General features: G+C 49.6%; 11 protein-coding genes. 2 read left to right on the plus strand and 9 right to left on the minus strand.

The features are described 5' to 3' along the window. Window positions 1-77 precede the first annotated feature (77 nt). Window positions 78-1,319: a diguanylate cyclase domain-containing protein gene (locus ACFRAM_RS06590; protein WP_379465527.1), complete on the plus strand. Its 1,242-nt coding sequence runs from the start codon at window positions 78-80 to the stop codon at window positions 1,317-1,319. 163 nt (window positions 1,320-1,482) lie between these two features. Here the strand turns inward: ACFRAM_RS06590 and pulA are convergent, their stop codons facing one another. From pulA to ACFRAM_RS06630, 8 genes are all read right to left on the minus strand, one after another. Then, a complete protein-coding gene (gene pulA / locus ACFRAM_RS06595) occupies window positions 1,483-3,879 on the minus strand; it encodes a type I pullulanase (RefSeq protein ID WP_379465064.1) in 2,397 nt (798 codons plus the stop codon). 471 nt (window positions 3,880-4,350) lie between these two features. After that, window positions 4,351-6,063, minus strand: a complete 1,713-nt coding sequence (gene ptsP / locus ACFRAM_RS06600; RefSeq protein ID WP_379465065.1) for a phosphoenolpyruvate--protein phosphotransferase — start codon at window positions 6,061-6,063, stop codon at window positions 4,351-4,353. Next, a complete protein-coding gene (locus ACFRAM_RS06605; protein ID WP_175374104.1) occupies window positions 6,056-6,331 on the minus strand; it encodes an HPr family phosphocarrier protein in 276 nt (91 codons plus the stop codon). Before ACFRAM_RS06605 ends, ptsP begins: the two co-directional genes overlap by 8 nt. Window positions 6,332-6,424: 93 nt before the next feature. Then, entirely contained in the window at window positions 6,425-8,479 is a 2,055-nt protein-coding gene (ptsG, locus tag ACFRAM_RS06610) for a glucose-specific PTS transporter subunit IIBC (protein WP_379465066.1), read from the minus strand. A 257-nt stretch (window positions 8,480-8,736) separates the two neighbouring features. Then, window positions 8,737-9,615 (minus strand): glucose PTS transporter transcription antiterminator GlcT, encoded by an 879-nt coding sequence (gene glcT / locus ACFRAM_RS06615; protein WP_175374102.1) that lies wholly within the window; start codon window positions 9,613-9,615, stop codon window positions 8,737-8,739. Between the two features lie 119 nt (window positions 9,616-9,734). Continuing rightward, window positions 9,735-10,388, minus strand: coding sequence for a Yip1 family protein (locus tag ACFRAM_RS06620; protein ID WP_379465067.1), 654 nt, complete (start codon window positions 10,386-10,388; stop codon window positions 9,735-9,737). 137 nt (window positions 10,389-10,525) lie between these two features. Further along, entirely contained in the window at window positions 10,526-12,100 is a 1,575-nt protein-coding gene (locus ACFRAM_RS06625) for a flotillin lipid rafts scaffold protein FloT (RefSeq protein ID WP_379465068.1), read from the minus strand. Next, window positions 12,100-12,636: an NfeD family membrane protein gene (locus ACFRAM_RS06630; protein ID WP_379465069.1), complete on the minus strand. Its 537-nt coding sequence runs from the start codon at window positions 12,634-12,636 to the stop codon at window positions 12,100-12,102. Before ACFRAM_RS06630 ends, ACFRAM_RS06625 begins: the two co-directional genes overlap by 1 nt. Before the next feature lie 474 nt (window positions 12,637-13,110). Between ACFRAM_RS06630 and ACFRAM_RS06635 the strand changes: the two genes are divergently transcribed. Next, complete coding sequence (locus ACFRAM_RS06635; RefSeq protein WP_379465070.1) at window positions 13,111-13,716, plus strand: DJ-1/PfpI family protein; 606 nt, start codon at window positions 13,111-13,113, stop codon at window positions 13,714-13,716. Window positions 13,717-13,812: 96 nt separating this feature from the next. Here ACFRAM_RS06635 and ACFRAM_RS06640 read toward each other — a convergent pair whose 3' ends face one another. Beyond that, the gene (locus tag ACFRAM_RS06640) at window positions 13,813-14,976 is read right to left on the minus strand and encodes an iron-containing alcohol dehydrogenase (RefSeq protein ID WP_379465071.1); all 1,164 of its coding nucleotides are present in this window, start codon (window positions 14,974-14,976) and stop codon (window positions 13,813-13,815) included. Window positions 14,977-15,016: the final 40 nt, after the last annotated feature.

A 15,016-nucleotide genomic window follows, 5' to 3' on the forward strand; every position in this document is an offset into this window, starting at 1 on the left:
CATTTGTACTGGGTAATATGGTGAGGCTGAAGTCCCTACCGCGAATAGGTTTGAAGGAGTGAATGAAAGTGGCTGGTATGTACGAAGTTAGCATACGAAGAAAATTGATTCTATTGTTCTCCTCTATCTCTGTGCTTCTGATCGGCATCAGCATCGCTTCACTGGTCTATTTGAATAACAGCCTCAGCAAGCTTTCGGGTTTGCTGGACAGCGATATGTACCAGAGCTCCGAACAAATCCTTAGTACAGACTATGAACCTCATCAGGCAGAGCTGAGTAATACCAAACAGTTGGGCCATGAATTTCAAAACAAGAAAGTCACCCTGTTCGCCCTATTCACAATTCTATTATCCGGACTCCTCGTGGTCATTATATATCTGGGCCACAAAATCCTCACTCTCCAAAATGAAAAACTGGAGGAACAGAACCTCTATCAGTTGATCGGTGAGAAGATGTCCGACTTCATTATTCTGACTGATCCGAACGGCCTGATCCTGTACGCCTCCCCTTCCCACTCAGCTATTCTGGGCTATGTTCCACAAAAAGGCGCACCTCTGTCCAATTATATCCGTGAGCCGGAAATCGCCTGGGCTAAGCTGAAAAGCATTGTCCAGGGAACACCGCGGACCTCAGAGCTTCGCATGCGTGGATCGGAGGGGCATTGGGTATGGCTGGAGACCAAAGTCACACCTGTGCAGGACAGCGGTGCCTTTCCAGCCCAATTCATGCTGGTATCCCGGGAAATTACCCAGCGGAAGCAATATGAAGAACGGCTGCACAAGCTAGCCTTCTATGATCATCTGACCTCCATCCCCAATCGAGCGCATTTCATCATGTACATGGAAAATCTGATCTCGCAGCCACCGGAGCGCAGGCAGGAAGTTGCCCTTGCAATGCTCGACTGCGACCGTTTCAAACAGCTTAATGACACACTCGGTCATCTTGCCGGTGACGAGTTCCTGCAGTTACTCTCGGGTGAGCTGCAGCAGGCGGTCAAAGGCGTGGGCCAGGCCTTCCGCATTGGTGGAGATGAATTCGCAGTGGTACTACACCGCTTCACAAGCCCTGAGAGACTTGAGGAAATGCTAAAACGGGTACTTCATCTGTTCAGCAAATCATGGTCCTTACAGAATAGCTCCGACTTCCACACCTCGGCCAGCATCGGCGTAGCCCTCTATCCGCAGCACGGCAACACCATCAATGAACTACTGCATGCCGCCGATGTTGCGATGTACTACTCCAAGAGCTGCGGCGGTAATCAGTCCAATCTCTACAATCAGAATATGGAAGAAGAATATGTTGTGCAAAAGAATGGCTGAGGCGGCAAATTGCTTCTCCCTAATAGTTAAAAGGCTGTTCACCAGGACTACCGCTGCGGTAGGACCGGATGAACAGCCTTTTTGAGTTAACTCTGATTCATACTTCATTCTTAGTCGCGCTTCCGCTTAGGCACCTCCATGTTAGCAAGGCAACCGTTCTCCATTAGGTCATTAGCTGCAAATGTTCAACGGTCGCCCCGCCGTTCCCTTGTTCACGCTCAAGGATCAACACCCTGATGACATCTTCCCCTGGAGGACAATCGATAAAGCGATCGCCTTCCCCGTCTTTCTCTTCCCAGTCATTCAGGCGCAGAATGTAGCCGATGGATTCCACTTCCGGCATCACTTCTATGCGGGCTACCGCGCGTCCATCCTCCAATGTCCGAAAATCACACTGACCATCCTGAATGCCTGTATCCCATACCCACAAGTTCCAGCCCCGGTAATCGCCGTCCGGTCGCTCATAATGCACCTCGACCACTTTGGACCGGGGGCCCGGTTCTCCATACACATCGTATAGCACCATCATGGATAGCCCTTCAATCTCGACCTCGCTGCCTTCAATCAGCCGGAAGGCATCTTGCCCTGCAGCAGAATGATCCACCACCACATTCCAGCGTTCAGCGACATTTGGAAGACAGAGGGTTACAGTCCCTGGATTGGCGTTAAAAATAACAACAATATTCCGCCACGAGTCGCCCCCCGCATGATTCTTGAGTATATAGGATACGATCCCGCTGTCGCAGCGCAGAATTTCCAGACAACGTTCAATCTCCTCACGTCCGTGCAGGCGGAAGGCCGGATGGGACCGCCGCAAGGCAATCAAGCCTTTATAATATTGAAATACAGGTTTGAATACCTGCTTGTTATCCCAACGAATCCCATTGATGACATCGCTGCTCCGGTAACTGTTATGATCACCATATTTGCTGCGCAACAGTTCGTCCCCGGCATGGAGGAACGGTACGCCCTGTGAAGTCAGCACAATCCCATTGGCCAAAAGAGAACGGCGAACCGTTTCATTCTTCAAAATATCCCCTTTATCCACAGTGGCATAAGGATCGGCCAAGGCAACAGCAGCCTCTACACTGCCTCCATTCTTCAGCCTACCGTTCTCCAGTTCCGGCAGAGCGGCATTTTCGCGCAGGCCTTGAACGGTCAATATTTTATCCCACAGGTTGAGGTTATCATGAGCTGTAGTATAGTTCACTGTCTCCACCGGCGAGTCGGCAAAATCATAAATGGCTCCCTGGATACCTGACGCTACCTCGCCTTCCTTACCATATTCCCCGGTAGCAAAGCCCTTGCCCCAACCGTCGCTATCCCCTTTAATGGCCGAACGAAAGTTGTCATTGAACACAGCGTAACCTTTGCCTCGCTGCGCACCCTTCAGCGTTTTGTCCGGCAACGGGGAATCTCCGCCTGTCCATGGTTCGCCGTACAGCAGTAGTTCGGGATTGATCTCCAGCCGCAGCTCCTCGGCAATCTCCCGCATCGTTACACGGTCCATCAATCCCATAAGATCGAACCGGAAGCCGTCAATATGATATTCTGTTGCCCAGTAGGCTAGGGAATCTTTAATATATTTGCGCACCATCGGACGCTCCGTAGCAACTTCATTTCCTACACCTGAGCCGTTCGATAGCTGGCCATACACATCACGGCGGTAGAAATAATCCGGTGTTAATGCATCAAAGGGTCCTTTTTCCACCGAAAACGTATGATTGTAGACAACATCCATGATCACAGCGATCCCGTGACTATGCAGCGCCTGCACCAGTTCCTTAAGTTCAAGGATACGGGCAGCCGGATCAGAAGGATTAGTGCTATAGGAACCTTCCGGGACATTATAATTCTGCGGGTCATAACCCCAGTTATAGTCGGTAAAATGCGGCGCTGCCGCACTTGGGCCATCCTGCTTCAGCTCGTCAACTGTCTGATAATCGAACACTGGCAGCAAATGCACATGAGTGATGCCCAGCTCGACCAGATGGTCAATACCAAGGGTATTTCCGTTCGCATCCGTTAGTCCGGTTTCTGTGAAGGCTTTGAAAAGTCCCTTGTACTGCATGCCCGAGCTACTGTGTGAGGAGAAATCACGCACATGCAGCTCATAAATAACAGCGTCTGCCGGATGAGCCAATCTTGGCGAGATATCGCTGTTCCAATGCAATGGATCGGTATCTCTCAGGTCTACTATCGCTGTCCGCGTACCGTTAGCCGATACGGCCACTGCATAAGGATCTACGGCTTCCCGGATGGTTCCATCGGAGAAAACAGCCCGGTACATGTAGTACTTCCCTTTGACATCATCGTGAACCGTGGCTTGCCATACGCCGGTAACCTGGCGCTGCATCTGAACGATCTTACCGTTGTCCTTGATGCCGCTTCCAGTTTCCGGAAGATTATTTCCGCCGGTCTCATACAACACCAGGGACACAGCAAAGGCCGCAGGTGCCCAAACTTTAAATATACTGCTCCCAGGTGTATACGTTAGACCCAGATCCTTGTCCTCGTAAAGTTCCACCGCAGATTCTGCATTTATATAATTGCTGTTCATTTGTAATCACCATCCTGAGTCACTCCCTGTCTTGAAACAAGGAGCTTTTAAGTCCATATATTTCCATTAGACGCCATATTAATACCTGCACTGCTCTAAGACATCTATAAGTAATCAGGAATTTGCTTCTACTCATGACTCGTTGGCCCCTACATATCACTATAATATGTAACCGTAAGTTCACATGTCTGGGTGTATCACTATACTTCCTACCTACTACTATACTATCGGCGTACACCTCTGTGCATTTAAGTTGTCCAAAGAACACAACCGTTGTATAGAAAGTATAAAGTCCGCCAGATAACAGAATCAAATTTCATAATGCGGATTTCAATCCGAATTGGATTTATGAAATTGATTCACCTGTATAAAATATTGGCGGAGTACCCAGACCCATAAAAAAAACCGGCCCCGAAGGGCCGGCAAAAGAGTTCGGAAAAGTGAGTAAAACGGGAAAACCTTGGCGAAATCTTACTTGTTGATACTTTGCACCAGCGCAGCCACTTCTTCAGCAGTACCGAGTTGCAACGCTTTAGCAGCCAATTCCTTCATATCAGCAGTGGACAGCTTGGAAATCTGGCTGCGCGCCGGCAAGATGGAAGTGGCACTCATACTGAATTCATCAAGACCGAGACCCAGCAGCAGCGGAATCGCTGTGCTGTCGCCAGCCATCTCGCCGCACATGCCGGTCCATTTGCCTTCGGCGTGAGCAGCATCGATTACGATTTTAACCAGACGCAGGATAGCCGGATTGTACGGTTGATACAAGTAGGAAACCTGCTCGTTCATCCGGTCAGCGGCCATTGTGTATTGGATCAAATCGTTCGTTCCAATACTGAAAAAGTCCACTTCCTTGGCGAATTGGTCAGCCAGCACTGCAGTGGATGGAATTTCCACCATAATGCCGAGCTGGATGTTCTCGGAGACTTCCTTGCCTTCCGCAATCAGATTGCTCTTCTCTTCAAGCAGCAGATCGCGGGCTGCACGGAATTCACCGAGCGTAGCAATCATCGGGAACATGATCCGCAGATCACCGTGCACGCTTGCTCTCAAGAGTGCGCGAAGCTGTGTGCGGAAAATATCCTGACGATCCAGACAAAGTCGGATCGCACGGTAGCCGAGGAATGGATTCATTTCCTTCGGCAGATCCAGATACGGCAGTTCCTTGTCACCGCCGATGTCCAGCGTACGCACAACAACCGGTTTGCCTTTCATGTTCTCCAGCACCGTGCGGTACGCATTGTACTGAACCTCTTCGGAAGGCAGCTTATCACGGCCCATGTAGAGGAATTCCGTACGGTAAAGACCTACGGCTTCCCCGCCATTGTCGATAACTCCGTTCACATCGTTCGGAGTTCCGATGTTCGCAGCCAGTTCCACATGCTTGCCGTCCGCTGAAACGGTCGGCTCATCACGAAGCTTTTTCCATTCTGCAATTTGCAGATTGTAAGCTTCTTGCTTCTTCTTATATTCAGCAACTACATCGTCAGTTGGGTTAATAATGACATCCCCGTTAAGTCCGTCCACGATCACAAGATCGCCAGCCTTCACCTGGGAGAGAACATTCTTCGTTCCAACAACAGCCGGAATCTCCAACGAGCGTGCCATAATCGCCGAGTGGGAGGTACGTCCACCAATGTTAGTCGTGAAGCCCTTAACATACTGGCGATTTAGTTGCGCCGTATCCGATGGCGTCAAATCTTCAGCAATAACAATAGTCTCTTCACTGATCTCAGCTGGGCTGATATAGTGAATGCCCAGCAAATGGTTCAGCACACGTTTGGTTACATCTCGCATGTCAGCAGCGCGTTCCTGCAGGTACGCACTCTTCATGTTCTCGAACATCTCAATAAATTGTGCGGCAACTACGTTCAACGCATAATCTGCATTGACCAGTTCCTCACGAATTTTATCAATTACAGGGCTTATCAGCTCTGGGTCTTCAAGAATCAGCAGATGAGATTCGAAAATCTCCGCTTTCTTCTCGCCCAGTTCAGCCAAAGTGCGCTCCTTGATGGCCGTCAGCTCGGCTTTGGACTTCTCCAGTGCGTCATTCAGCTTAGCAACTTCCGCTTCGGTGTCGCTGATGACTGTCTTCGCAATGGAATAATCCGGGTGTTCCAGGATAAACGCACGGGCTACTGCAATCCCTGCTGAAGCCGCGATTCCTGAAATCTTACTCATGAACTTCTCCCAGCCCTTCTTTAACCATGATTTCTTGAAGTGCGTTCAAAGCTTCTGCTTCTTCGCTGCCTTCAGTAATCAGGGTCAAGGTGTCGCCCGCTTCAAGACCAAGGGACAATACACCCAGAATAGATTTCAGGGTTACTTTCTTACCTTTAGCTTCCGCAAAAGCTTCAGTACCTTTGAATTTTGTAGCTGTATTCACCAGCGCTGTTGCCGGACGAGCGTGAATTCCATCTTCGTCGATAATTCTGAATGTTGTTTGCATAATATCCAACTCGCTTTCTAGGTATAAGTTAATTTATGGTGAAAGACCTTGCACTCCCTTTAAATTATAAAGGAAGTGCCAGGCCATTGCACATTACTGTATGGTGATAATATCCTTATCGCCAATGGATACCTTACCTGGTTTCTTGAGCGTAACGGAGGAACCTTCAGGCAGATTAGAGAATATAACCGGTGAAATAACGGAAGGCGCATGAGCCTTCACATACTCCAGGTCCACTTCCATAATCGGCTGTCCAGCCGCTACAAGATCCCCTTCTTCTACAAGAATAGTGAAGCCCTGCCCTTTTAGCTTAACGGTGTTCACACCGATATGAACAAGAACTTCTTTGCCCCCATCAGACATGATGCCGATGGCATGCTTGCTTGGGAATACGTTAAATACTTTGCCGTATACCGGTGAAGCGATTTTACCGTCAACCGATAGGAAGGCGAAGCCATCACCCGTCATTTTTTGCGAGAACACGGCATCTGGCACCTGCGTAATATCCAGCAGCTCCCCGTTTACTGGTGACACAATATCCTCAGGAATAATTGCATCGCCCTCTTCACCAGCTTGCTTCTCAAGAACTGGCTGCGGGTCAGCTGTGGCCGGAGACGGTGTTCTACCGCTAATGACATCTTGAATCTGTGACTTGATTGTATCGGAACGGGTGCCAAAAATCGCTTGCACGTTGTTACCGACCTCCAGCACACCAGAGGCGCCCAGCTTCTTCAGCCGGTTCTTATCGACCCCGCCTTTATCCTTAACCTCGACCCGCAGGCGGGTGATGCAGGCATCCAGATGGGTAATGTTCTCTTTACCACCCAGGGCGGCCAAAATATTACGCGGCAGATCATCTCCGCTGGTTGACACGCTGGCCGTATTCACCTCGGTGTCTTCACTCTTGTCTTCACGACCAGGTGTCTTGAGGTTAAACTTGCGAATAACAAACCGGAATCCGAAGTAGTAAATCACCGCGAGAACCAGTCCTACCGGAATCACCAACCACCAGTGTGTACGGTTCGGGATAATCCCGAAGAGCACAAAGTCGATAAAACCGCCGGAGAACGTCATCCCAATCTTCACATTCAGAAGATGCATTGTCATAAAGGAGAGTCCTGCAAATACGGCGTGTACCGCAAACAATAGCGGAGCTACGAACAGGAATGAGAATTCCAGCGGCTCGGTAATCCCCGTCAGGAACGAGGTCAGCGCGGCGGAAATCATCAAGCTGCCGACAACTTTCTTGTTCTCCGGTCTTGCCTCATGGTAGATCGCCAGCGCCGCAGCGGGAAGTCCGAACATCATAAACGGATATTTACCTGTAGTAAACGTACCTGCTGTGAACGGCACACCATCGCGAAGCTGTTGCATGAAAATGCGCTGATCTCCGCGAATCAGATCGCCGGCTTTATCAACATAGCTGCCGAACTCATACCAGAACGGCGAATAGAAGATATGGTGCAAGCCGAACGGAATGAGCGAGCGCTCGATCAAACCGAAAATAAAGGCGGCAAGTGTCTTGTTTGTATCGATCATACTCTGAGATACATAGTTCAGACCATGCTGAATCGGTGGCCATACCAACGTCAAGACAAGGCCAAGGATCAGAGACGTAACCGCAGTCATGATTGGAACGAATCGTTTACCTGCAAAAAATCCAAGGTAGGATGGCAGTTCGATTTTGAAAAACCTCGTGTACATTGAAGCCGCTAGAATCCCGACGAGAATACCGCCAAAGACCCCGGTCTGCAGTGTTGGAATCCCTAGCACATTAGCATAAGCAAAGTTGCCCTGGCTGAGTACGTAATCATTAACGCCTACTACCGTACCCATCGTAATGTTCATTACGAGATAACCAATGATTGCAGCAAGCCCCGCCACACCTTCACCGCCAGCCAAACCTATGGCTACACCGACTGCGAATAGCAGCGACAGATTGTTAAAGACTACTTGCCCCGAGTTCATCAATACGTTAGCAATGGCTTGAACTACGCTATTCTCCAGCGCAGGCACGTATTGAAGAAAATCAGGGTTTACCAGCATATTGCCGATACCAAGAAGCAGGCCAGCCGCTGGCAAGATCGCCACTGGAAGCATCAGCGCTTTGCCGACTCTCTGCAGGACGCCAAATAGCTTTTTGAACATTGTGGTCACTTCCTTAGTTTCTTTATGTTCATTCAACAGAAGCCAACAAAGTCAAAAAAGGCATGAGCAATACAGCATACAGGTTGTATTCTAACTCTAAAGTTAGATTACCCCAACAGGGGATTAAACAACCAAAATACTGTAAATCACTCATGCCTGATCGTATCAGTTACACGTTGGATATTCTGTTTTGTTTCTTAACTGAAACCAGTTTAGCACCGTTTATTTGAACTTGCAAGTCACTTTTGCAAAAAAAGTCATTGGCCGTCAGTGCTCTGCCGCATATCTGCCTCATCTTCTTTTTTCTGCGCCAGACGCTGCAAATGTATCGTCAGGTAGCTAACCTCTGCGGGGTACACAGGGATGCGCATACGCTGCTCAATCACCTTGGTCAACTTCCAGGATAACGAATACATCTCAGGATACTCACGCTTCATAAGTCCATCTAGTGACGATGTTTCCAGCACCGCTTCTCCCCGGCGCAATCTCTCCAGCACAAACCGCAGATGTGTCACCAGCCGGGAGTAATCCAGCGATTCACGCGGAATATGATACTCAAGAATGTTCTCAACCAGATTCACAAGGTCCCCGATGAGCTGGGAATGCTCCTTAACCTCCGAGATATGTCTGTTGCTGATCGCACTGACAATATGCAATGCAACGAAACCCACTTCATCTGCCGGGAGCGTAACGCCCATGGCCTCGTTAATCCGGTCAACCGCATATTCAGCCATGCTGTATTCCTCGGGATAAATCTCCTTGGTCTCATACAGAAACGGATTATGAATGGCAATGTCCTGTTCATGGCGACGTATGGCAAATGAGATATGGTCAGTAAGGGCAATATGAATATGCTCATTCAGCGGCTGTCGGCTGCTATGCATGATATGAAGTACAATCTCCTGGACTACCTCAATCAGCCTCTCATCAACTTGGGGGACGAGCTGTTTATATTGTTCCTGCTCCTCACGGCTGCGGAGAATGAACATCTTCTCTACGGAGGACAGATTAATATGATCGCGTACTTTGCGGTTAAAGCCAATCCCCTTACCAATCACGACTACTTCGGCATATTGGGGATGCTCGGCAATGATAACATTGTTATTCAATACCTTGGCTACGGTGATACTGCTCAATAAAGACACCTCTTTTAGTTATGAATCCCCACTGCTGGAAGCAGCCATTTCGTTAAAGGGCACTAGTAGATTATACATGTGCAGCCAACCCCACAGCAAGGCTTAGGGAAAAGAAGGGCCTACTGAACCATTAGCATTACTAGGAAAAACAACACAAGCAGGATCAGGAAAGGCATTACACAAGTAAGCAATGCTTTCCAGGCAGAGAAGCGGTGTGCTTCTCCAATAGCCTTCATGGTGATTACCAAACCCCAGACTCCAAATACTAGCTCCAGGACTACGCAAGTAAAATAAACCACCAATGCGGCTATGTTGCTCTCCAGTGTCGGCATCTCTGAGGTGAACATCTCTTTGCCAAGGAATAGCACCTCAGGAATCCACAGCAAGCCGAGCAGGACTGCCGGCATAAACATACCTCGTGCCAGCGCCGTTTGCAGCTCTGCCCGGCTGCCTCTCCCTCCCAGCCAACCTCCAATTATTTTCAGCAGGAAGCTGCCTACATAAAGCGTAAACAGCCCGACGACGATGCCCACTGGGATGGACATCAGGAAGATCGTAGGCAGTGACATTTCGTCTCCGAAGTTCTTGGAAGATGCACGCCCCAGCGCACTTAGAAATCCTGCGGCCATAGACAGCCAGATCATATTCCGGCGCGGGTTCCCGGAATCCAGAAATCCCCGGATCGTCCGGCGCGGTGCAGTCCAGACGGCCAGCCATGGTGTCAGACTGGCTTTGGCTGGAGAAGTGTTATTAATATCAAGCTCAGTGTTCATTCAGTTAGCTCCTTTGGGTATCTTGTTATATTGCTACGTTGTTATGTATAGCAAACACGGGGATGATACCGTCTGAACAACAAAATATGTCCGGCAAATTGCCGGACATATTTCACTGCAACTATATTAGGTATTCTCTATTCCCCAGGTTTTTCCTCTAAGGCTGCTTTGAAATTAGTGACAGGCGCTTGAACCGAAGCTACCGGAGCCACGGCAGACACAGGAGTAGATTGTGATTGGCCCACCGATGCCGGAGCAGCTTTACGAGTCAGTCCTTTGATCAGTTCTTCCACATCAATACCGGAGACGCTCTTCAGCATTTCAGGCGCGGTGGACATGAGCTGGGTCACATAATTGCTGACCCGGGCTGCGCCCTCGCCGTTGCCGGTATCGACCACTGTAAGCTTGTCGATAGATGCCAGCGGCTCGGCAATTTTGCCCGCCAGTTCCGGCAGCATCTTGACGATGATATCCAGCACGGCAGCTTCGCCGAACTTCTGGAACGCTTCCGCCAGCTTCTCCTTGGCTTCTGCTTCCGCCAGACCGCGCAGGCGGATAACTTCGGACTCCGCCTTACCTTTGGCCAGCTCCGCATCCGCAATCGCTTGACCTTCAAGCCGCTTCTGCTCCGAAGTCGCCTTTGCCTGCTTCTCAATGCTGTATTGCACTGCATCAGCTTCACGCATTCTTTTCGCCTTATCGGCTTCTGCCGCCTGCTCTACCGCGTAGCGATCTGCCTCGGCCTTCTTCTTCACTTCCGCATCGTACTGCTTCTCGCGAACCTGAATCTCTTTCTCTTGCAGGTCAATCTCCCGCATCTTACGAACGAGCTCAACCTTCATCTGCTCTTCCACCACAGTCTGCTTGGCGCGCGCTTCCTGAATGTGATACGCCTGGTCAGCTTCCGCCTTCGCCGTATCCTGATCGCGTTTAAAGGCGGCCACCTTCAACTGGTTCTCCTTGGAGGCCTCAGCGATATTCGTATCACGAAGCAGCTCCGCCTTCTGCCCTTGTTCCTCGGCGTTGGCCTTCTGGATACGCGCATCCCGAACAGCTTCCGCTTCGGCAATCTCTGCATCCCGCTTCACGGCAGCAATCCGCGGCTTCCCGAGTGCATCCAAATAACCGTGCTTGTCGCGAACGTCCTTAATAGTAAAGGAGACAATCTGCAGACCCATTTTCTTAAGATCCCGTGCCGCAACGCCCTGTACCTCCTGTGCGAACCGGTCACGGTTACGATATACTTCTTCAACGGTCATGGTACCGAGTATGGCCCGCAGGTGACCTTCCAGCACTTCCTGAGCTTCGCTCTTCAGGGATTCAATCGGCTTACCCATGAACTGCTCTGCGGCAGTCGCCACGTCTTCAGTAGAACTTCCAACCTTGATGATCGCCACACCGTCGGCAATAACCGGCACACCTTGCTCTGTATACACTTCCGGTGTCGTTACATCCAGCTTATGAGACAGCAAGGACATGAATTCAGCCTTCTGAAAGATGGGAAGAATAAAGGCGCCGCCCCCGCGGACAATTTTGATTTTCCGGCCGGAGCCGTCATCGGAAATATGATTATTGCCAAGAAATGAACCCGTAACGATCATCGCTTCATCCGGTCCGACCGTTTTGTAGCGAGCCCAGAACGCTATACCAAGCACCAGCAGAACACCAACTACTACAGCAGGAATTAATAAATAGTCAGGTATTTCAAACATTAAATATCCACTCCTCTTCTCTCTTCAAATTCTGACACCAGCGCTACACCATCGTTGACATCGATCACAACAACCTTGGTTCCGGCCAATAAGGGCCGATGGTCAAAGCTGGACGCCGTATGCAAACTGTTGCCAGCTCCGAATTTCACCATGATCTCTCCATAGCCCTCTGCCGGGATGGGGATCGTAATCTCCCCGATCATTCCAGGCAGGTCCTGCATAGAGAATCCATTTGAGGTCTGGCTCTTATCCATCGGTTTCACGAACCCCAGGAACAGGAGCACTCCCATGAATGCGGCAGTCAGCAGGGATAAAGCAACAATCGGCCCGTTATCAAGTGTGCTGTAGCGGGTTAGCAGAATACCAGCGCCTCCGAATACGGTCACTGCCCCTGCCAGGACGGTGGGATTAAGAAAATCAAAGGACACAATATCGAAAATTCCATCCAGTGCACTTCCGATCAGATCTCCCACCAACACGCTGACTATGGCAAAAATGACGCCTAGCGCCAAGCAGCCCAAATACAGCGTTTGCATAGTTTTCTCCTCCCGTCTTTGTTCCGGACTGTCATACTATATTAAACGTGAAAAGTTCGTCCTTGGTTTCACAAACTTTGGATTTTTTTCTAGGAATCCCTTTGAATACACTTGTAATGCCTGTTCCACTTGCAAACATAACCCTTTAGAGCGATAGGCGGACAATTATTATTATAATACAATATGCTCAAACCTATATTTTAAATTATATAAAATGAACAAAAGAAAATAACAACAAGCGAGAAGGAACGAAGAGGGAAGTTTGGAACTGTAGGAGCGAAGCGATCGCCTGAGAGCTTTCCTTAGGAAAGCTGGCATCGGAAGCATAGGCTGTGCCCAGATTTCAACCGCTAGAGGCGGTTGAAATCTGGGCACAACAGCGACCGGAAGTCCAAACATTCCATCGTAGTGACGACCGAGCCTTGTGTTAGGATCTTAAGTTCATCTTATATAGCAAAAATCCATGAAGGGGTGATGAACGTGAACGTACGTACAGTAGGAATTTTCCTGTTTGATGATGTTGAGGTGCTTGATTTCGCCGGACCCTTTGAAGTGTTCGCCGTCACCGTTACCCAGCGTTTCACACCCGAAGCCTTCGCACCCTTCTCTGTTACGACTGTCTCTGAGCAGGGGGGAATGATCACTGCCCGCAATGGGTTAAAGGTCACCACCGATTACAGCTTTTCAAGTGCGCCCTCATACGACATTCTCGTTATTCCTGGAGGGATGGGTACTCGTAGGGAAGTGCATAACCGGAACGTGATTGCCTGGATTCAGGAAAAGTTCCCGGAGGTAGAGCTCATGACTTCGGTCTGTACAGGGTCTTTCTTGTTGGCAGAAGCCGGCATTTTGGAGGACAAAGCCGCCACCACCCACTGGGCTAGCATCGAACGAATGAAAAAGACTTATCCATCTGTTAGGGTCGAACAGAATACGAAGTTTGTGGACGCTGGAAAGATCGTCACTTCAGCAGGTATATCTGCTGGCATTCATATGGCCTTTCACGTCGTTCAGCGACTGCTCGGCACAGATGTGGCTCAAAACACAGCTAAACACATGGAGTACGATATTCAGTTCTAGTTTAATTTTTTGTTAAAATGAACGTCCCTGGCATAAAAAAGCAGCCCAGGCTCTTAACAAGCCCAGGCTGCTAATTTCATACTATAGCGTGTGTCTTTAAAGCGCCATTGTATAAATCTCTACAACATCTTCATGATTCAGTTTACGGAAGTTGCCGAAAGGCCCAAAGCGCATCGCCTTATCTGCCATGACACCAATTTGGCTGTCGTCGATTTCGTAATCGGCCAGTGTCTTCGGTGCCCCGATGGAATCCCAGAACCGGCGTAGCGCTTCAATGCCCTCAAGTCCAATCTCTTCGTCAGTCTTGCCTTCAGGGTTCACGCCAAAAGCATTAATCGCCAGCTTGCGGAAACGGACCGGATTGCTGGACAAGTTATATTTCATCCATTGCGGGAACAAGATCGCTAATCCGCCGCCGTGTGGAATGTCGTATACTGCGGAGACCGCATGCTCAATATTGTGTGTGGCCCAGTCGCCGGCAAATCCCATGCTAACCATTCCGTTCAGCGCCATAGTGCCACAGTAGAGGATGGTCTCACGAAGCTCATAGTTCTCAAGGTCTTCCACCAGCTTAGGTCCAGTTTCAATCACAGTACGGAGCAGACCCTCACAAAATCCGTCCTGTGCGAGCGTATTACCGTCTGTGTGGAAATAATGTTCCAGTACGTGGGACATGATGTCCACCATGCCATAAACAGTCTGATCACGAGGCAGGGTAAAAGTATGCACGGGATCAAGAATGGAGAACGCCGGATAAGCATGAATGCTGCCCCAAGCCAATTTCTCTTGCGTAACTTCGTTCGTAATAACAGAACCGCCGTTCATTTCCGAACCAGTGGCAGCGATTGTCAGAACCGTACCCAGCGGCAGAGCAGCTTGTGGTACCGCCTTGCGTTCCAAGAAGTCCCACATATCGCCGTTATACTTGGCACCCACTGCAACGGCCTTCGCACAGTCGATTACACTTCCCCCACCTACGGCCAAGATGAGATCAATGTTGTGTTGATGACAGAGCTCCACCCCTTTATGTACTGTGGAAAGACGAGGATTCGGCTCCACGCCGCTAAGTTCAGTAATCTGCACATCCAGTTCCTTGAGATGAGCAATAACTTTATCGTAAAGGCCGCTGCGCTTAATGCTGCCGCCTCCATACATCAATAGTACGTTCTTTCCGTACTTGGGAACTTCATTACGCAATGCTTCCAAGGTATCCCGGCCAAAGATCAGTTTCGTCGGGTTGTAGAATTCAAAATTCCGCATGTGTACAGGCCTCCGTAATTTCTTGAATTGGTAATGCACC

Source organism: Paenibacillus sp. NPDC056722 (genome assembly GCF_042790635.1).
GTDB classification, from domain to species: domain Bacteria; phylum Bacillota; class Bacilli; order Paenibacillales; family Paenibacillaceae; genus Paenibacillus_AQ; species Paenibacillus_AQ agri.